The sequence below is a fragment of the Collinsella sp. CLA-JM-H32 genome (assembly GCF_040098165.1).
Lineage (GTDB): Bacteria > Actinomycetota > Coriobacteriia > Coriobacteriales > Coriobacteriaceae > Collinsella.
This window is the reverse complement of the sequence record NZ_JBBNMZ010000005.1, coordinates 134166-153885: the sequence shown is the minus strand read 5'-3', so window position 1 is coordinate 153885 and position 19720 is coordinate 134166. Positions and strand designations below refer to the sequence as shown.

Sequence of the window (19720 nt, the reverse complement as noted above, 5' to 3'; positions counted from 1 at the left end):
TCATGATTGAAGAGGATTTCTTAGACATGTTCACGCATCAGCTAAACATTATCAGCGTAGTAATTATCTGATGCGGGTTAGCACATACAGCTAGCCCGTACGATAACGGGCGGCTGATGAAGATGAGGGCCGTCGAGCGCAACCGACGGCCCTCATTTTTTATGTCTAGGAAGTTCTTTTTAGAGGAGGAAATGTAATGAACGGAGTTTTGCTCATGGTTGTGGCCGCGGCGGTGCTCGCCTGCGGCTATCTGGGCTACGGCCGCTGGCTGGCCAACAAGTGGGGCGTTGACAAAGAGGCCCTCACGCCGGCCAAGCGCATGAAGGACGGCAACAGCTTCTCGCCCGTCTCCGCCTTCACTGCGTTTTCGCACCAGTTCAGCTCGATCTGCGGTGCTGGCCCTGTCACGGGTACGATCGTCGCCATGGCCTTTGGCTGGCTGCCCGTCGTGCTCTGGGTCCTCGTCGGCGGCATCTTCTTTGGCGCCGTCCACGACTTTGGTGCCCTGTACGCTTCGATGAAGAACAACGGCAAGTCACTCGCTCAGCTCATCGAGAAGTATATCGGCAAGACCGGCCGTCGCCTGTTCCTGCTGTTCTGCTGGCTGTTCTGCATCATCGTCATCGCCGCCTTTACCGACATGGTCTGCAAGACGTTCATGTTCACCCCGGCCGTTGACGCTTCTGGTGCTGCTACCGGTGCCATCGACTTCACCAAGTCCTATGCCGCCGGCTGCGCTGGTACCATCTCCATCCTGTTCACCTTCGTCGCTATCGCCTTTGGTTGGGCCCAGAAGAAGTTCAACCTCACCGGCGCTGCCGAGTTCGTCACCGGCGTGGTCCTCATGGTTCTCATGTTCGCCGTCGGTATGCAGTTTCCGGTCTACCTGGATAAGTTCCAGTGGTTCGCCGTCGTCATGGTCTACCTGGTCTTCGCTGGCGCTATGCCCATCCAGATGCTCAAGACCCCGCGTGACTACCTCACTTCCATCATGATGATCGTCATGATCGTCTGCGCTGTCCTCGGCATCGTCGTCCTGGGCGTCAACGGTCAGGCCACTATCACCGCTCCGGTCTTCACCGGCTTCTCCACTGCCTCCGGCATGATGTTCCCGGTCCTGTTCGTCTCCGTCGCTTGCGGTGCTCTCTCCGGTTTCCACAGCCTCGTTTCTTCCGGCACCTCTTCCAAGCAGGTCGAGAAGGAGCAGGACGCCGTCAAGGTCGGTTACGGCGCAATGATCGTCGAGTCCTTCGTCGGCATCCTTGCCATCATCGTTGCCGGCATCATGTTCTCCGATATGAACACCGCCGGTACCGGCGCCCTCAACGCCGGTGTCGCTTCCACCCCGTTCCAGATCTTCGCCGCTGGCATCTCCCGCGGTATGCAGGCCTTCGGTGTTGACGGCACGCTCGCTACCGTCTTCATGACCATGAACGTCTCCGCTCTGGCCCTGACCTCGCTCGACGCCGTCGCCCGCATCGCCCGCACCTCGTTCTCCGAGTTCTTTGCCCAGACCAACGACGCCCTGGCCATCGAGTCCAAGGCCGGCTACATGAAGGTCCTCGGCAACCCCTGGTTCGCCACGGTCGTCACCCTGCTTCCCGGTCTCGCCCTCGCTTTTGGTGGCTATGCCAACATCTGGCCGCTCTTTGGTGCTTCCAACCAGCTGCTCGGCGGCATGACCATGATCACCCTCGCCGTGTTCTGCAAGTGCACCGGCCGCAAGGGTTGGATGCTCTACGTGCCCGTCGCCTTCCTGCTCTGCTGCACCTTCACCTCGCTGGTCCAGAGCGCCATGGGCTGCATGGCCGCCGTCCAGGCTTACGGCTTCTTCGGCACCATCCCGGCTACCGCCACCACGGCCGCCGTCTCCGTCGCCGCCACCAAGGGCCTGCAGCTCGTCTTTGCCGTCCTGCTGATGGTCCTGGGCCTCATCGTCGCCGTCAACTGCCTCAAGGAGTTCTTCGGCAAGGAGGCTGGCTCCATGCCTGATGAGGAGCCCGAGTGGTCCGAGATGGGCAAGGCCGAGTACGGTCGCGCCGCTGCCGCCGAGGCTCCCGCTGACGCCGAGGCCGCCAAGGCCTAGTCGGTCGGACGGGTTGAATCTCCCATCCATTTGACTCGGAAAGACCGGGTCCGCGACTTCGCGGGCTCGGTCTTTTTTCATGCAAAAGCGGGTGACGCTCGAGTGCTCTCGCAGATGTTTTGCGTGGATAAGGGCGCGCGTTGTACCATATAGACGTATATGTGTGCATATGAAAGGGGCCCCGTGGCCAAGACGGTATATTCCGATAACCAAAATAATGTCGATGCCCTGGCTGAGCGTCTGAGCAGCCAGACATCGCTTTCTGCTGAGCGTGCCAAGCTGGTTGCCTACGACCTGCTTTGCCGCAAGGCGCTCAAGATCAAGTCGAGCGCGCTGGCGCAAATTTTCCGCTCCGTCGATAAGGAATGTGACACCAAGGCGATGCGCGATGAGCTTATCGCGGCAAATATCGTGACCAAGATCGAGGGTAGCGGCATTAACGGGCGCCCGGCGTTCTATACCATCAATGCCGAGATCCGCGATGCCCAGGAGCAGCCTGCCGAGTCCGTCGAGGATTTTGTCGTCGAGGATTCCGCTGACGTGCCTGCTGTGGAAGAAGCTGCTCCGCGTGAGCATGTCGATACCGATGAGTTGCTCGATGAGAACGTCGTGCGTGCCTTTACGGCCAAGGCAGGACGCGGCGGTTTTGGCGGGGGCGGCAAGCGCGATGCACAGCGCCGCGCCCAGCAGGAGCGCTTCCGTCGCGCCGTTGCTCGAAAGGGCGAGACGGATGCCGAGGCTGTTGAGACCGAGGTTGCTGCCGAGTCGCAGAAGCCCACGAAGGAGCAAAAGCCCGTGGAGGCCCAAGAGCCCAAGCGTCGTCGCGGTGCTCACTTTAAGGCTGCAGCGCAGGATGCCGCGCGTGAGGTTGAAGAGTCTTCTGAGGTTGCAGACGATGTTGAGGAGTCTGCCAAGAAGGCTCCGGGTTCGTGTCGTCCCGGCCGCGGTTTTGCGGGACGTGCGTATCCCGTAAAGCGTCAGGAGAAGGGCGAGTCGGTTTCGACCACCCAGGACGAGAAGGCCGTTGAGCCGGTGGCTCGCGAGCAAAAGCCTGTTGAGCCGCAGCTTGAGGTTGATGCCGAGGCCAAGGGCCAGCAGCCTACTGATGAGCAGACGGAGCAGAGCGCGTCGAGCAAGCCTCGCCGCCGTCGCCATCGTGGAGGCCGCAGTTCCCATGCCGAGACTGCAACCGAGAAGACCACGCCGCAGAACGAGGATGCGAAGGCCGAGGTTTCTTCGGGGCAGCCTAAGCGCCAGTCAGCGAAGGAGAGCAAGTCCGATCGTCCGCAGAAGCAGGCGTCTATGCCGAAGCGCGAGCGCAATTCCCAAGGCGATTCTAAGCGCAAGTCTCAGAAGAAGCCGGAGTCTGCCGCAGTAGATACTGCTGCCCAGCAGCCCGAGTCGGCCGCCCACGGCGAGGTCTCGGCGTTTGCCCTTGCCCGCGTTTTAGGCAGGCAGCTGCTCAAGGTTGTCCCCACGCCTATGGCGCTCTCCAAGATCAAGGAGCAGCAGACACAGATCGTAAAGGTCGAGGGCAAGGACGGCAAAAAGGCTCCGCAGCGCACTCAGCACAACGAGATGTCCAACCGCAAGATTGCCGAGGAAATCGCAATCATCCAGGCTTGGATCGAGCAGAACCGAGGTGCCGATACGCCGGTTGCCTCGCGCCGCCAGCGTGCCTACCAGATCTTTAACGACGAGAAGGCTTTTGACGGCAAGCACGGTGAGCGCCTGATCAGGCGTATGACCGAAAAGGGCATCAGCATGCAGGCGATCAAGGTCGCCCCCAATCGCCCCGTGCACTTTACGGGCTTCTTTACGCTGGGAGCCGACAAGCCGTTCATTATGGTCGAGAACCTGGACACCTACGACGAGATCGTCAAGCTGCTGCGTGGCCGCAAGCACGCCAAGCTCTTTGGCATCAAGGTGGGCGGCGTGATTTTTGGCGGCGGCTGCAAAGCGAGCGTCTCGCACGCACTGGATGATTATCTGGCCGAGATTGGCTATCGCTTTAACTACGTCTACTACGTGGGCGATATCGATCGCGAGGGCGCGCGCATCGTCGAGCAGGCTCGCAATGCCAATGTGGTTGAGATTCGCCTGCATGCCGGCATGTACCGCGCCATGCTCGCCGAGCATAAGCGTCGCGTGAAGGCCGGCGGAGAGTGCGAGCCCGCGGCTGCCAACCAGGGTGTGCCGCAGAACCTGGCAGCGACGATCAAGGATCTGCCCATGGTTACGCGCGTGCAGTTCCGCAACGTGCTGCGCGAGGGCGGGCGCATTCCGCAGGAGATTCTGATGACCGCAGACTATCGGGATGGCGACTCGGGAAGCTTCGACCGCATGCTCAACAACTAGGGCGTTCGGCCCCGGGAGAGCGGGGACACCGGCTTAGGTTTCCTGCTCTACAGTCCTGCTCACGACGGAGGCCACATTAAGTGGCCTCCTGTTCGTGCGGAACTCGCGATAAACCTAAGCCGGTGTCCCCGCTCTCCCGGGGCCTGTGGTTACCTGGTTGTTGCATGCGGCTCGCTTTTCGGAACTGGGCTGATATTTTCTTGATGTTAGGCGCTCTTGGTCCTAATGGGCTTGGGGCGCCTTCGCGTTTCCTCGGCTCCGCACCCTTGCGGGTTCGAATCCCTCCGCTTGCCCACAAGAAAGCGCTCCAGGTTCATAAGGGCCTGGAGCGCTGTGTTCTTAAGGGCTGGGACGGAGGGATTCGAACCCCCAACAGCCGGCACCAAAAACCGGAGTTCTACCGTTGAACTACGTCCCAATGTGTGGTGTTGCCCAAAAGCAACTCGTTTAGTTTACCTAATCTGCGAGGGCATCGCAAACGCCATCGAGCAGGCGTACGGCGAGTGTCTGCGCGTCGCTGGCCGTGAAGGTGCCGTTGTAGCGCGTCATGCCCGTGAGCTCAATGCGAATGCGAGCCGGCTTCTGCTGCGCGGCGACATTGGCGGTGCGGATGCGCTGGGCCAGGTTGTGGCACTCGGCGAGGGCAATCGTGGCGCGCGGTGCGGCGTCGGCGGGCAGCTCGTCGCTTGCGATTTCGAGCACCAGGTCAACGTCGGTTGGGACCTCGGAGTCACAGAGCATCATGCCGCTGTTGTCGGTCGTTGCCGTGGCGATATTCCACATGCGCGACGCAACGCTGCGTGCGATGGGGTCCTCGCCGATAACGGCAATCTGGAAGCGCTCGAGCACGTTGGCGGCGCGAGCAAAACCGATGCGGGACTCGGCTTCGGTGACCGAGGGCTTGCCCTCCCACACATGGTGCAGGCGGTTGATGTAGGCGTAGGTGTCCTGGAAGGCCATGCCGTCGGCAAACAGGCCGACATTTTCCTGGAACTGCTGCAGGGCGGCCTCGGTATGCGGACCAAAGTAGCCGTCGTCTTCGCCACAGGCAAAGCCCAAAACGTTGAGAGCGCGCTGCAGGGCCTGCACATCGGCGCCATGGAAATTGGGCATGCGCAGATAGAGGGTGCGGTCGCCCAGCTTATACGAAGCGTCTACAAGGGCGCTCCAACAGGGGATATCGACGGCATGACCGGCAGCAAGGCCGCTGTCGAGCCTGAAGGTGCTGACGGCCTGCTCAGTGGTGGCTCCAAAGTACTTGTCGGTGACTTCGGCGGCATCAATCGTGTAGCCGAGCTGCAGGAGACGAGACTGCACGTCCTCGACGGCTGCTCCTTGCATGCCCGTTGTAATAGGTTCCATGAACGAACCCCTTTCGGCGTACCATTCGTACTATTTGAGCGTCTGTCGGATAGACAACGCAAAGGGATGCATAAACATGCACTCAACAGTGTAGCAAGTTGTGCCTAAATACGCTGCTGACAGATTTTATAACCCCCGTTAGTTAAGGCGCTCCACAAAGAAATCTGCCATGGAGAGGAACAGCTCGCGTGCGTGCGGATCAAGCTCAACGTTCTCGATGGCCGCTTTGGCCTTAGCGGTCAGGTCGAGCGCGTAAGTGTGGGCGTAATCGATGGAGCCGGTCTCCTGGAAGATCTCCACGGCGCGTGCGAGCTGCGCGGGATCATCGGTGCCTGAGGAAAGAATCGCCTCGACCTCGTCGTGGTGGCGCTCATCAGAGAGGGCGTGTACGGCGACAAGCGTGCGCTTGCCCTCGGTGATGTCGGTGCGGAAGTCCTTGTTGGCGGCTTCCTTAGTGCCGACAAGGTTGAGCAGGTCGTCCTGAATCTGAAAGGCAAGGCCTGTGTGCAGGCCAAAGGCGCGCAGCGCTTCGATTTGCTCATCGCTGCCGCCGCCGATAATGGCTCCGGCGGCAAGCGGCGTTGCTCCGCTGTAAAACGCGGTCTTGTGCGTCGCCATGTCCAGGTAGTCATCAACCGAGATATCAAAGCGCCCGTCGCGGACCCAACCCAGGTCGAGTGCTTGACCCTCGATGGTGCGGACGATCATCTCGGTAAGCTCGTGGAGCACGCGCAGCTTCACGTCGGACTCCAGCGTAGGGTCGTCGAGAACCGTCTTGGTGACCATGGTGAGCGCCAGGTCACCACAATTGATGGCAAGGCCCGTGCCCTCGGTAAGGTGCATGCAGGGCCTGCCTCGACGAAGCTGTCCGTTGTCGGCGATGTCGTCGTGGATCAGCGCGCCCGACTGGAAATGCTCGATGGCCGCCGCGGCGCTGCGGGCACTCTCAAAGCTACCGCCCACTGCGGTTGCGGCGAGCATGCAGATAAGCGGGCGGTGGCGCTTGCCGGCGTTGGCCGTAAAAGCCGAGAGCGGCGCGTACAGGTAGCGCTCGATATCGGCAGAGGTCGCCTGTCCGTCAAAGAACGTGGCCAGATAGTCGTTAATCTGGTCAAAGTGCTGGGCTAAAAAGCTGGTAAACGGACTGGACACGGGTTCTCGCATTCTTTCTGAGGTTGCATTGATGCAATATGCAGACAACATATTGCCACATCAGGGCGTTTGGCGCGGCAGTTTTGGCGATTTAGGACAACGGGCGTGCGTTTGATGGAGTGTGCCTAAATCAGCCTAAAATGCTCGAGCGCCGCAACGACACCGTCATGATCGACGGTGTCGGTCACGTAATCGGCCTTATCCTTGAGATAGTCCGGTGCGTTGCCCATCGCAATGCCGACATCGACGGCGTTCATCAGCGAGACGTCATTGCTGGCGTCGCCAATGCCGTATACGGTTCCGTGGTGGGGGTCGAGGGCGTCGAGTACAGACTGGATGCCCCCGCGCTTCGTGCATTCGCGGGGCGAGATTTCGGTTACCTCGAGTTCGAGCTCATTAAAGCACAGCAGCGGCTCAAGTGCCTTATCTTGAGCAATGTGGTTGGCGAGCGATGTAGACATCAAGATCTTGTAGACACTGTAATGTTGCAGCTGCGTGACTGCGTCGCCCAGGGTGCGCGCGTATCCGGGAGCATCGGGCGCATCGGCACTCATGCGCACGACGCCGTTGAGGCCCTCAAAGCGGATGACCTCGCCCGATTGCTCAAGGTAGGGGGCAAGACGCTGCAGCATACTGGGCGTCATCGACAGATCGCGAATTGCGTGTCCGTTGATCTCGGCGTAACCGCCCGCAAGACAGACGATGCCGGTCCAGGGCAGCTCAAGAAGTTTGGGGTGGATGCAGCTGAGGGTGCGCCCCGTGCAGATAAAGGCCATGTTGCCGTTGGCGACAAACTCGCGGATTGCCTGCGAAACCGCCTCGTTGGGATAGGGGGAGAGGTCCCGCTCGTCTTCGGGAAGGTCTTGGGCGAGCCTGGGGTCTTGCCAGGCGAGCGTTCCGTCGATATCGAAGAAGCAGATATCGCCGCGCTTATGGGCTGCGCTGGCGGCAGGGGAGGCCGAGGTAGTGGGCACAAATTCCGGCTCGAGGCCCATGATCTGGTCAAAATGCTCTTTAACGCGGGGAACGGAGATGCCGATGACCACCTGGGCGGTCTTGCCCGTAATGATGAGGCCCTTGGCGCCCACCGCGACAAACGACGCGTTATCTGCAACGATGGAAGGGTCTGCGACCTCGACGCGCAGGCGCGTGGCGCAGTTGGTTGCGCCCACGATATTGCCAACGCCACCTAAAAGCTGAATTACCCGCTCAGCGAGGACGTGATCTTGATCGGATCGACTATCGACCTCGTCATTGGGGGATTGCTCTTTGGCAAAGTCGCTTCCCGTTAAACAATCGATTGCCGCGCGATTGGCAACATGATCCTCGCGGCCCGGTGTCTTAAGGTCATAGACCAAGATGAGTGCTCGAAAACTAACAAAAAAGATGAGGCTAAAGGCAAGGCCGATACCGAGCGCCAAAAGATAGGCACCGGCATGCGTGCGCATGAGCGGAATAAAGTTGAAGGCTGCCATCTCCATGAGGCCGCCCGAGAAGATGCCGACGATGCCAAAGAGATTCATGGTTGTGGCAAGGCAAGACGATAAGACGGCGTAGAGCAAAAAGAGCCCGGGGTGGGTGAACATAAAGAGAAACTCGAGTGGCTCGGTAACGCCGCAAACCACCGAGGCGACGATGGCGGGCAAAAGGATGACCTTAAGGCCGGCGCGGCGCTCTGGTTTTGCGGTGGAGTAGAACGCGGCTGCGATGGCGGGAAGGCCAAAGAGCTTGACCCAGCCGGTGGCGGTAAAACCGGCCCACGGCGCAAGTTCATTAAGGGGGCGCGTGCTATGGGAGAGGATGGGGAGCAAGCTGCTCCACGTGGCGTAGATGCCGTCGTTAATGACCAGGTTGTCGTAGTAGATCGGCATGTAGAGCAGGTGGTGCAGCCCCATGGGCTCGAGCGCTCGCTCCAAAAGCACAAAGATGCCCACGCCAAAGGGGCCGACGCTCGTAAGTGCATGGCGCAGCGTTTCGGTCATTGCGTATACGGAGGGCACGATGGCGGCCGAGATAGCGGCAAGGGCAAACACGGCAAAAAAGCTGATGAGGTAGACCAGCGAGGAGCCCGAGAAGGTGCCGAGCCAATCGGGAACCTTGGCATCGTAGAAGCGGTCATGGATGGCGACGACGGTTGCCGATACCGCCAGCGGGCCGATAATGCCGGTGTCGAGCGTCTTGATGCCGTCGATGATGGTGATGCCGCTAGCGGAGGTCAAAGACGACGGGTACTTAAGTCCAAGATTGTCTCCGCTCAGCTTAATGATCTCGCTCAAAAAGAAGCAGTAGGCAAAATAGGCGACGAGAGCCTCGAGGCAGCAGCGAGCCGGTTGTTTTTGGGCAAGACCGATGGGCAGCGCTACGGCAAAAAGGAGCGGGAGGCGTTTAAAGACCGTCCACGAGCCGCGCTGGATGATGGTCCAAAAAGCGTACCAAGGGGTTCCGTATACGGCGAGATCGCCGACGATGTCCGCAGTCGTTGCGAGAGCGGAGACGCCGACCATGAGGCCTGATATAGAAAACAGCATGGCGGGCGCGAACATTGCCCCGCCAAAGCGTTGGATTTTTTGCAGCATGTTCTGCCTTCCGAATATCGAGGCGCGTTGCGCGTGGGGAAACGTTTAAACAATGGATTCATTGTAGAGGACCAGACGAGTGTCGTACCGGCAGTTTTGAGCGAAACCGATTTGGGCATGACAGAAACCGTCAACGGCTAAATCCTGTCGCTTCACCGATATTCGGTTTAAACAACTTTAAGAAATGCTATCGTGCCTAGCCGGAAATGAATAATGTAGAGGTGAAACAATGCCAAAAGCGATATACGAAGGAATCTACCGAGAAATACGCTCGCGCATCATTAATGGGACCTATGCGTTTCAGGAGATGCTGCCAACCGAAGCCGAGCTGACCGCGGAATTTGGCTGCACGCGCAATACCGTCCGCCGCGCTTTGAGCATGCTGGCCGACGGGATGTTTGTGCAGCCCATACACGGCAAAGGCGTGCGCGTTATTTGGCTTAAGGGCGAAACCGACATGTTGGGCGCACTCGAAGAGGTTGAGTCGTTTGGCGAGTTTGCAAAGCGCAACAATGCCGTTGCATCGACGGACGTTAAGTCTTTCGAACATCTGGTTTGCACCGAGCAACTCTCTCGTCACCTGGGCTTTAAGGTGGGCGAGGAGTTGATTCGCGTAGTGCGTGTCCGAAGCCTCAACGGCAACGCGCGCCAAGTGGACCATGGCTATTTTTTGGCGTCGATCGCCAAGGGCCTGACTCCCGAGATCGCGGCAGATTCTATTTACGGCTATCTGGAGCACAAGCGCGGTGTCAAAGTGATGGCGAGCCGTCGTACGGTGAGTGTCGAGCTCGCCAACGATGAGGACTGCAGCTATCTTGACCTCGGCAAATACAACTGCGTTGCCGTCATGGAGAGTCAGTCGTACACCTCGGATGGCATCTTGTTTGAGGTGACGCACACTCGCACACACCCCGAGATCTTCCATTACCGCGTCAATTCCAAGCGATAGCCGGCTAGCTCGCAGCCTGACGAGACTCATGGCCTCAAAGAGAAAACGCCCGGTCAAACCGACGGTACATCGGCTTGACCGGGCGTTTTCTCTGCATTAGATAACAAATAATTGTTTATACAAAACTTGTCAAGTATCAAGTTGAAATTACCGTTCACCGAAGTTTTTCTACCGCTCTAGTAATACTTGTTCAAACAACTAGCCAAATGGCGTATCGTTCAAATCAGCAAAAGGGGCAAAGTCCCCGAGCCAATCTCCGAAGGCGGCGGCAAAGGGTGCCGCCACGGTGTGAAAGGGTGGATTGTAATGAAGAACGAAATGAGCAGAAGGCAGTTCCTGGGCTTTGCTGGTTCCGCGGCTGCAGTTCTTGGTCTGGGCCTCGTGGGTTGCGGTGGTTCTGCCGGCTCCGGCTCCTCTGCTTCTGGTGACGCTGCCGAGGTCTACTTCCTCCAATTCAAGCCCGAGGTCGACAAGGAGTGGAAGGAGATCGCCAAGGCCTATAAGAAGGAGAAGGGCGTCGAGGTCAAGATCGTGACCGCCGCTTCCAACACCTACGAGGAGAAGCTTAAGTCCGAGATGTCCAAGAGCTCCGCTCCGACCCTGTTCCAGGTCAACGGCCCCACCGGTCTTAAGAACTGGAAGGATTACTGCGCCGACCTGTCCGATACCAAGCTCCGCGGTGAGCTCATTGACGACTCCCTGGCTCTGCAGTCCGACGGCAAGGATGTGTGCATCGACTGGGTCCAGGAGAGCTTCGGCATCATCTACAACAAGCAGCTGCTCGAGAAGGCTGGCTACAAGGCCGAGGACATCAACTCCTTCGACAAGCTGAAGGCTTGTGCCGACGACATCCAGGCCCGCAAGGACGAGCTTGGTGTCGAGGGTGCCTTCACTTCCGCCGGCATGGACGACTCCTCCAGCTGGCGCTACACCACCCACCTTGCCAACATGCCGCTCTACTACGAGTTTGAGAAGGAGCACAACCAGGAGGACGACGAGATCAAGGGTGAGTTCCTCGACAACTACAAGCAGATCTTCGACCTGTACATCACCGACTCCACCTGCGATCCTTCGCAGCTTGCTTCCAAGACCGGCGACGACGCCACCAACGAGTTCGCAACCGGCAAGGCCGTCTTCTACCAGAACGGCTCTTGGGCCTACTCTGACCTCGTCAAGGCCGGCATGACCGACGATCAGATTGGCATGATGCCGATCTACATCGGTGTTGACGGCGAGGAGAACCAGGGCCTGTGCTCCGGCGGCGAGAACTACTGGTGCGTCAGTTCCCAGGCTTCCGAGGATGCCCAGAAGGCCACCGAGGACTTCATGTATTGGTGCGTCACCGCTGACACCCCGACCAGCATCATCGCCGACAAGATGGGTCTGACCGCTCCGTTCAAGAGCGCCAAGGAGACCACCAACGTCTTCTCGCAGCAGGCCGTTGCCATGGCCAAGGACGGCAAGAAGACCGTCGCTTGGGACTTCGTCTACATTCCCTCCGAGGAGTGGAAGAAGAACCTCAAGCAGGCTCTGATTGCCTACGCTGCCGATAACAGCAAGTGGGACGGCGTCAAGAACGCCTTCGTCGATGGCTGGAAGACCGAGAAGGCCGCTTCCGAGTAAGCAGTTGCTGCCCAAGCTATCTGATTAGCGACAGGGGGGCGGGCAGACGTTGGTTTGCCCGCCCCCTGCATATTGAAAGGACCCTTTTATGGGCAAAGCACTCAAGCGCTGGTGGCCGCTCTTTATGCTGCCCACGTGCCTGGCGTTTATGATCGGGTTCGTGATCCCTTTTATCCAGGGCTTCTATCTCTCGTTCTGCCAGTTTATTATCATTAGTAACGCGCACTTTGTCGGTATCGAGAACTACGTGCGCGCGCTGTCCGATCCGCAGTTCTCCACGTCGTTCTTCTTTACCGTGGCGTTTGCCTTCCTGTCGACGGTGCTCATCAACGTGATCGCCCTGGCCATTGCGCAGGCGCTCACCCGCAAGGCGCTCAAAGGCACCAACATCTTCCGTACGATCTTCTTTATGCCTAACCTGATCGGCGGCATCGTGCTGGGCTACATTTGGCAGATTCTGATCAACTGCCTGCTCTCCAACGTGGGCGCCCAGCTCATCGCTCTTAACTCTGCTGCTGGCTTCTGGGGCCTTATCATCCTGACCCTGTGGCAGCAGGTCGGCTACATGATGATCATCTACATCGCTGGTCTGCAGTCCATTCCGTCCGATTACATCGAGGCTGCCAAGGTCGACGGCGCTACGGCATGGCAGACGTTTTGGAAGGTTAAGATCCCTAACCTGATGCCGACCATCACCATCTGCCTGTTCCTGTCCATCACCAACGGCTTTAAGCTGTTCGACCAGAACCTCGCCCTTACCGGCGGCGCCCCCGCGCACTCCACCGAGATGCTCGCCCTGAACATCTACAACACGTTCTATTCGCGTGCCGGTATCGCATGGCAGGGCATTGGTCAGGCCAAGGCGGTTATCTTCTGCATCCTGGTCGTGGCCATCTCCATGATCCAGCTTAAGGCCACGAGGTCCAAGGAGGTGCAGCAGTAATGAAACGCGATAAGGTTATCAACCGCGCGCTCTCGATTTTCTTTACGATCCTGTCGCTCGCGTGGATCTACCCCGTGTTCATGATTGCGCTTAATTCTTTTAAGAAAGCGACCGCAATCAGCACCACCACGGCATTCGATCTGCTCACGCCCGAGACGTTCAACGGCCTCGCAAACTACATGCACGCCCTTAACGAGCAGGGCTTTGCCTCGGCATTTATGTACTCGCTCATCATCACGGTCACGTCGGTCGTGCTGATCTTGGTGTGCTGCTCCATGTGCGCTTGGTACGTGGTTCGTGTCAACAACAAGATCTCGAACTTCTTCTATTACCTGTTCGTGTTCTCGATGGTCGTGCCGTTCCAGATGCTCATGTTCACGCTGTCCAATTTGGCGGACCGCATCGGCTTCAACACGCCGTTCAACATCTGCTTTATCTACCTCGGCTTTGGCGCGGGCCTGGCGGTCTTTATGTTCGCCGGTTTTGTAAAGAACATCCCGCTCGAGATCGAGGAGGCGGCCATGATTGATGGCTGCAACCCGGTCCAGGTGTTCTTTAAGATCGTCCTTCCCATCATGAAGCCCACCTATCTTTCGGTCGGCATCCTCGAGACCATGTGGGTCTGGAACGACTATCTGCTGCCCTACCTTACGCTCGACTCCACCAAGTACAAGACCATTCCTATCTTGATCCAGTACTTCCGCGGCGGCTACGGCCACGTCGAGCTCGGCCCCATGATGGCCTGCATCATGATGGTCGTTATCCCCATCGTTATCATGTACATCCTCTGTCAGAAGTACATCATCGACGGCGTGGTGGCAGGTGCCGTCAAGGGCTGATGCCGTAACTGTTTTGCAAGTTTCTGCGGCGCCCCTCAGCGCGGCGCCGCATATCGAAAGGTAGAGACATGGCCGAGATCGTTCTCAAACATGTTCAGAAGGTGTATCCCAACAACGAGTCAAAAAAGAAGGGCTTCTTTGGCAAAAAGAAGAAGACCGAGGAGAAGAAGCACAACCTCAAGGTTACCGAGGACGGTGTGCTCGCTGTAGAGGACTTCAACCTCACCGTTCACGACCAGGAGTTCGTCGTCCTCGTTGGCCCCTCTGGCTGCGGTAAGTCCACGACGATGCGCATGGTCGCCGGCCTGGAGGACATTACCTCGGGCGATGTGCTCATCGACGGCAAGCGTGTCAACGACGTGGCGCCCAAGGACCGCGACATCGCCATGGTGTTCCAGAGCTACGCTCTGTACCCCAATATGACGGTGTACGAGAACATGGCATTTACGCTCGAGCTCAAGAAGGTTCCCAAGGACGAGATCGACCGCAAGGTTCGCTCTGCTGCCGAGATTCTGGGCATTACCGAGTACCTCGACCGTAAGCCCAAGGCACTCTCCGGCGGCCAGCGCCAGCGTGTCGCTATCGGCCGCGCCATCGTGCGTGACCCCAAGGTCTTCCTGATGGACGAGCCGCTGTCCAACCTGGACGCCAAGCTTCGTAACCAGATGCGTGCCGAGCTCATTAAGCTGCGCCACGAGATCAAGGGCACGTTCATTTATGTTACTCACGACCAGACCGAGGCCATGACCCTCGGTGACCGTATCGTGGTCATGAAGGACGGCGTCGTCCAGCAGATCGCCACGCCGCAGGAGGTCTTCAACCATCCCGCGAACATCTTCGTCGCCGGCTTCATCGGCGTGCCGCAGATGAACTTCTTCGATGCCCAGCTGGTGCGCTCGGGCAACGGCTTTACCGTCAAGACCGAGGATATGAACGTGGCACTCGCCCCCGAGACTTGCGCTCAACTTGCCCTCAACTGGGACGGCGGCGACGTGAAGGAGATTACGGCCGGCGTGCGTCCCGAGCAGATCCTGCTTGCTGACAAGGGCGAGGAGGGCGCGCTCCAGGGTACCGTCGAGGTGACCGAGCTCATGGGCTCGACCGAGCATGTCCACGTGACCGCTCCCGACGGCCAGTTTGTTCTGATTATCCCCGTCGTCGACCTCGAGGCCAAGGGCGCGCTCAAGGCTGGCGACACCATCTGGTTCAAGTTCGAGAAGAACGCGACCCACCTCTTCGATAAGGTCTCTGGCAAGAACCTTATCTAGGCCCGGTGCATCCAGGCCCTCCCTTTGGGCGACTGCGGTATTGCCATCCTTTTGCCGCGGTCACATATAAGGCTCCCCTCCCGTCCACTGGGCGAGAGGGGAGCCTTTCTTTGTGTTGGGGCTGTCTGACCGGTCGTTTGTCTCGATCTGTAATGGGTGAGGCTGATTTCGGACGTTAGATGTTACAGATCGAGACGGTTCCGCTGAGCTAACCATTTCATCTAAATCTGTAACACCAAAGGTGAATTTCAGCTGCTAGATGTTACAGATCGAGATAAACCCAAGGGGAGGGGCCGGTATGTCTCAATCTGTAACAGCTGGGACCGTTTTTACCGAGTAGTTGTTACAGATCGAGATTGTTTGGCCGAGTCGGGTCACAGGGTAACGTGCGGGCACAAAAAACGGAGCCGTGTTGCCACGACTCCGCTTTCAAGAGGATGGGTAAAGGAAACGAAATTAGCTCAGGTGCCAAATCTCGTCGTTGTACTGGGAAATGGTGCGGTCGGACGAGAAGGTGCCGGCGTTGGCAATATTGATGAGCGTCTTGCGCATCCAGGTGTCCTGGTCCTCATAGTCGGCCAGCACGCGCTCCTTGGTCTGGATGTACTCCTCGATGTCGAGCAGGGCCATAAACCAGTCCTTGCCCTTAATGTCGTCGTGCAGGCGCTGCAGGCGCTCGGCGTTGCCGGTCGCCATAAAGGCGGGGTTGGTGATAAAGTCCACCAGCAGCTTGATACCGGGCTTGCGGTAGAGCACACCGGCGTCATAGGTGCCGTCGGCATAGAGCTGCTCGACCTGTTTGGACGAGGCACCAAAGGTATAGATGTTCTCGTCGCCCACGAGCTCGGCAATCTCCACGTTGGCGCCGTCGAGCGTGCACAGGGTTAGGGCGCCGTTGAGCATGAACTTCATGTTGGATGTGCCGCTCGCCTCCTTGGAGGCCAGGCTGATCTGCTCGGAGATATCAGCGGCGGGGATCACGCGCTCGGCGGCGGTGACGTTGTAGTTCTCGATCATGACAACCTGCAGGTAGGGAGCTACGTCGGGGTCGTTTGCAATCCACTGCGACAGCGTCAAGATCAGATGGATGATGTCCTGCGCGATAGTGTAGGCAGGCGCCGCCTTGCCGCCAAAGATGATGGTGACGGGGTGCTTAGGTCTGTTGCCGTTCTTGATATCGAGGTACTTCCAGATGATGTAGAGCGCGAGCATCTGCTGGCGCTTGTACTCGTGGATGCGCTTGACCTGGACGTCGATGATGGCGTTGGAGGGAATGGTCACGCCCTGCTCGAGCGCCATGAACTGGCGCATGATGGCCTTGGCCTCGACCTTGGTGGCGGCCAGGCGCTCAAGAACGTCCTTGTCGTCGGCGAACTTGGCGAGTTTGCTCAGATCGCCGGTGCTGCGCCAGTCGGTGCCGATCACATCGTCGAGCAGGCTGGCGAGCGCGGGGTTGGCCCCATGGATCCAGCGGCGGAAGGTGATGCCGTTGGTCTTGTTGGAGAACTTCTCGGGATAGATCTCGTAGAACGGATGAAGCTCGGTGTCCTCCAGGATCTTGGTGTGGAGGGCGGCTACGCCGTTGATGGAGAAGCCAAAGTGGATGTCCATGTGGGCCATGTGGACGGTGTCGTGCTCGTCGATGATGGCGACGCGCGGGTCATCGTGCTCGGCTTTCGCGATCTCATCGAGCTTGACGATAATGTCGGCGATGGCAGGGGAGACCTTCTGCAGGCTGGCGAGCGGCCACTTCTCGAGCGCCTCGGCAAGAATCGTGTGGTTAGTGTAGGCGACCATGGATCGTACGATGGTCACGGCCTCGTCAAACTCGATGCCATGCTCGGTGGTGAGCAAGCGAATGAGCTCGGGGATGACCATGGTGGGGTGCGTGTCGTTGATCTGGACAACGGCATAGTCGGCCAGATCGTGCAGGTTGCTGCCGCGCTCGATGGCCTCGTCGATCAGGAGCTGGGCGGCGTTGCTTACCATGAAGTACTCCTGATAGATGCGAAGTAGGCGGCCCTGCTCGTCGGAATCGTCGGGGTAGAGGAACAAGGTGAGGTTCTTGGCGATCTCGGTCTTGTCGAAGTCGATGGAGCTGCCGGGGACCAGGCCGTCGTCGACGCTCGCCAGGTCGAACAGGCGCAGGCGGTTCTTGGTGGGCTGGCCGTAACCGGGCACATCGATGTTGACGAGCTTGGAAGTAACGGCAAAATCGCCGAACTCGACGGTGTAGGAGCGGTCATCGTCGACTAGGATGTCCTGCTCACCGAGCCACTCGTCGGGGACGGCCTTCTGCTGGTTGTCGACAAAGCGCTGACGGAACAGACCGTAGTGATAGTTGAGGCCCACGCCATCGCCGGTCAAGCCCAGCGTGGCGATGGAATCCAGGAAGCACGCGGCCAGGCGGCCCAGGCCGCCGTTGCCGAGCGACGGCTCGACCTCGAACTCCTCGATCTTGTTGAGGTCGTGGCCTGCGGCGGTGAGCTGGTCCTTAACCTCGTCGTAGATGCCAAGGTCGATCATGTTGTTGATGAGCAGCTTGCCGATCAAAAATTCGGCGGAAATGTAATAGAGCTTTTTCTTGCCGTTGTTGAGCGGGCAGGCGGTGGAGCGCTCCTGCACGAGTTTGACCAGCAGCTTGTAAATGCGACGGTCGTCGAGCTGCTCGAGCGAGGTGCCAAAAGACTGCTCGGCGAGTTCCATGAGGTTAATTTGGGGCATGTTTTCTCCTGTGATGGGTTGTTTCATGTCTGCAATTCATAAGAAGCCCGCGCGAGGGGATTGGGGTGGCCTCGCGCGGGAAAAGCAAGCGCGTCCGCACGGTGGGGAGGGGTCGGGCGCGGTAGCTCCTATTGAGGAAGCTCGATTTCGGCTTCCGACGGGATGCGGAAGTAGGTCTCGGTCCAGTCAGTGAGTTTGTGCTCGAGCTCGCGGGTGATGGCGCCGTCGAGCATGCGCCAGGTCCAGTTGCCGCCCAGCGTGGCAGGGGTGTTGATGCGCGCCTCGTTGCCCAAGTTGAGCAGGTCTTGCATGGTGTAGATGCACGTGTCACTCACGCTGGCGGCGATGGTGCGATTGAGTGCATCTGCCATGGGTTCGCCGGCCTGCTGATGGGTGTACAGGGCTGCCTGCTCGCGCTGACGCGGGGTGGCCGTTCCCTCAAACCAACCGCGCGCCGTCTCGTTGTCGTGGGTGCCGACATAGGCGACGGTGTTGGCGATGTAGTTATGCGGCAGGTAGTACGAGTTGGTGCCCTCAAAGGCAAACTGCAGGATCTTCATGCCGGGGAAGCCCGAGTTGTCGCGCATGTCGATGACGCCGGGGGTGAGGAAGCCCAGGTCCTCGGCGATGATGGGCAGCGTGCCGAGCTTTTTCTCGAGCGTCTTGAAGAACTTGAGGCCGGGACCCTGCGTCCACGAACCGTAGGACGAATCGGGCGAGGAGAACGGCACCTCCCAATAGGCCTCGAAGCCGCGGAAGTGATCCAGGCGGATGACGTCGTACATGTCGAGGGCGGCGCGAATGCGGCCCTCCCACCAGGAGAAGCCGTCGGACTCCATGGCGTCCCAGTCGTAGATGGGGTTGCCCCAGTACTGGCCGGTGGCCGAGAACTGGTCGGGCGGCGTGCCGGCGACGCTCACGGGATTGCCGGCGGCGTCGATCTTAAAGAGCTCAGGCGTCGCCCACATCTCGACGGAGTCACGCGAGACATAGATGGGCAGGTCGCCGATGATGAGAATATCGCGCTCGTTGGCATAGGCCTTGAGGCGGCTCCACTGGCGATCGAAGAAGTACTGCGTCATCTGGTGGTAGAGCATGCGCTCGGGATGGGCGGCGCAGATCTTGCTGGATGCCTCGCCGCGGCGGCGGAGCTCCTCGGGCCACTCCCAGAAGGCCTTGAGCCCGCACTCCTCTTTGACGGTCATGAACTCGCAGTAGGGGATGAGCCAGTCCTCGTTGGCTTGGATAAAGTCATCAAAATCGGCCGGCTTGTCGGCAGCAAAGCGCTCAGCGGCTCGGTCGAGAATCTGACGGCGGCCGCCAAAGATAGCACCGTAGTCGACATTGCTGGGATCGGAGCCCAGGTACACGCCGTCGATATCGTGCTGCTCCAGATAGCCGGCCTCGATAAGCTCGGCAAAGTCGATAAAGTTGGGGTTGCCTGCGCGGGCCGAGAACGACTGATAGGGCGAATCGCCATAGCTGGTCGTCGTAAGGGGCAGAATCTGCCAGTAATGTTGTTTGCACGAGGCGAGAAAATCGACGAAGTCGTAGGCATTCCAGCCAAAGCCGCCGATTCCGTATGGTCCGGGCAGAGATGAGACGGGCATGAGGACGCCGCTTGCACGCTCCATGAATGCGCTCACCAACCTTCTTGTTGTGGGGTCGGCCTGCCGATGGGTGTGCAGTCCGCCTCCGATGTTCTGATTCGATACGCTTATTGTAAAACATGTTGTTTAAACATGTACAGGCAAGATAAAAAAGTTGGTCGATTTTCGGCGAATGGTTACATGCCATGAAAAAGCCCCGACCTCACAACGTGAGATCGGGGCAAGAGCGG

The 19720-nt window shown here is 58.9% G+C and carries 12 protein-coding genes and 1 tRNA gene; 7 read left to right on the top strand and 6 right to left on the bottom strand.

The window, feature by feature from the left end:
* The first annotated feature begins 196 nt into the window (after positions 1-196).
* Together AAA021_RS04700 and AAA021_RS04695 are read left to right on the top strand one after the other, a co-directional pair.
* Positions 197-2086, top strand: a complete 1890-nt coding sequence (locus AAA021_RS04700) for a carbon starvation protein A (protein ID WP_196033790.1) — start codon at positions 197-199, stop codon at positions 2084-2086.
* A 183-nt stretch (positions 2087-2269) separates the two neighbouring features.
* Complete coding sequence (locus AAA021_RS04695) at positions 2270-4444, top strand: hypothetical protein (protein WP_349088221.1); 2175 nt, start codon at positions 2270-2272, stop codon at positions 4442-4444.
* 346 nt (positions 4445-4790) lie between these two features.
* On the opposite strand, the gene AAA021_RS04690 is transcribed toward AAA021_RS04695, so the two are convergent.
* From AAA021_RS04690 to AAA021_RS04675, 4 genes are all read right to left on the bottom strand, one after another.
* Positions 4791-4862, bottom strand: a tRNA-Gln gene (locus AAA021_RS04690).
* A 38-nt stretch (positions 4863-4900) separates the two neighbouring features.
* On the bottom strand, positions 4901-5806 hold the full coding sequence (locus AAA021_RS04685; protein WP_022094145.1) for a peptidoglycan-binding protein: 906 nt from the start codon (positions 5804-5806) through the stop codon (positions 4901-4903).
* Positions 5807-5944: 138 nt separating this feature from the next.
* The gene (locus AAA021_RS04680; RefSeq protein WP_349088219.1) at positions 5945-6958 is read right to left on the bottom strand and encodes a polyprenyl synthetase family protein; all 1014 of its coding nucleotides are present in this window, start codon (positions 6956-6958) and stop codon (positions 5945-5947) included.
* A 125-nt stretch (positions 6959-7083) separates the two neighbouring features.
* Entirely contained in the window at positions 7084-9534 is a 2451-nt protein-coding gene (locus AAA021_RS04675) for a PTS transporter subunit EIIC (RefSeq protein WP_349088217.1), read from the bottom strand.
* A 229-nt stretch (positions 9535-9763) separates the two neighbouring features.
* Here AAA021_RS04675 and AAA021_RS04670 point away from each other — a divergent pair, with 229 nt between their 5' ends.
* The 5 genes from AAA021_RS04670 (at position 9764) to ugpC (ending at position 15156) form a co-directional block, all read left to right on the top strand.
* Positions 9764-10483, top strand: coding sequence for a GntR family transcriptional regulator (locus AAA021_RS04670; protein WP_055285612.1), 720 nt, complete (start codon positions 9764-9766; stop codon positions 10481-10483).
* 306 nt (positions 10484-10789) lie between these two features.
* Complete coding sequence (locus tag AAA021_RS04665; RefSeq protein ID WP_006235863.1) at positions 10790-12106, top strand: ABC transporter substrate-binding protein; 1317 nt, start codon at positions 10790-10792, stop codon at positions 12104-12106.
* Between the two features lie 88 nt (positions 12107-12194).
* Positions 12195-13049, top strand: a complete 855-nt coding sequence (locus AAA021_RS04660) for a sugar ABC transporter permease (protein WP_006235864.1) — start codon at positions 12195-12197, stop codon at positions 13047-13049.
* Positions 13049-13888, top strand: coding sequence for a carbohydrate ABC transporter permease (locus tag AAA021_RS04655; RefSeq protein ID WP_022095055.1), 840 nt, complete (start codon positions 13049-13051; stop codon positions 13886-13888). The genes AAA021_RS04660 and AAA021_RS04655 overlap by 1 nt, the downstream gene beginning before the upstream one ends.
* Before the next feature lie 68 nt (positions 13889-13956).
* On the top strand, positions 13957-15156 hold the full coding sequence (gene ugpC / locus AAA021_RS04650; RefSeq protein WP_035137764.1) for a sn-glycerol-3-phosphate ABC transporter ATP-binding protein UgpC: 1200 nt from the start codon (positions 13957-13959) through the stop codon (positions 15154-15156).
* 456 nt (positions 15157-15612) lie between these two features.
* Here ugpC and glgP read toward each other — a convergent pair whose 3' ends face one another.
* Positions 15613-17880: a glycogen/starch/alpha-glucan family phosphorylase gene (gene glgP, locus AAA021_RS04645; RefSeq protein ID WP_349088214.1), complete on the bottom strand. Its 2268-nt coding sequence runs from the start codon at positions 17878-17880 to the stop codon at positions 15613-15615.
* A 128-nt stretch (positions 17881-18008) separates the two neighbouring features.
* A complete protein-coding gene (gene malQ, locus AAA021_RS04640; RefSeq protein WP_349088212.1) occupies positions 18009-19526 on the bottom strand; it encodes a 4-alpha-glucanotransferase in 1518 nt (505 codons plus the stop codon).
* Positions 19527-19720 lie beyond the last annotated feature (194 nt).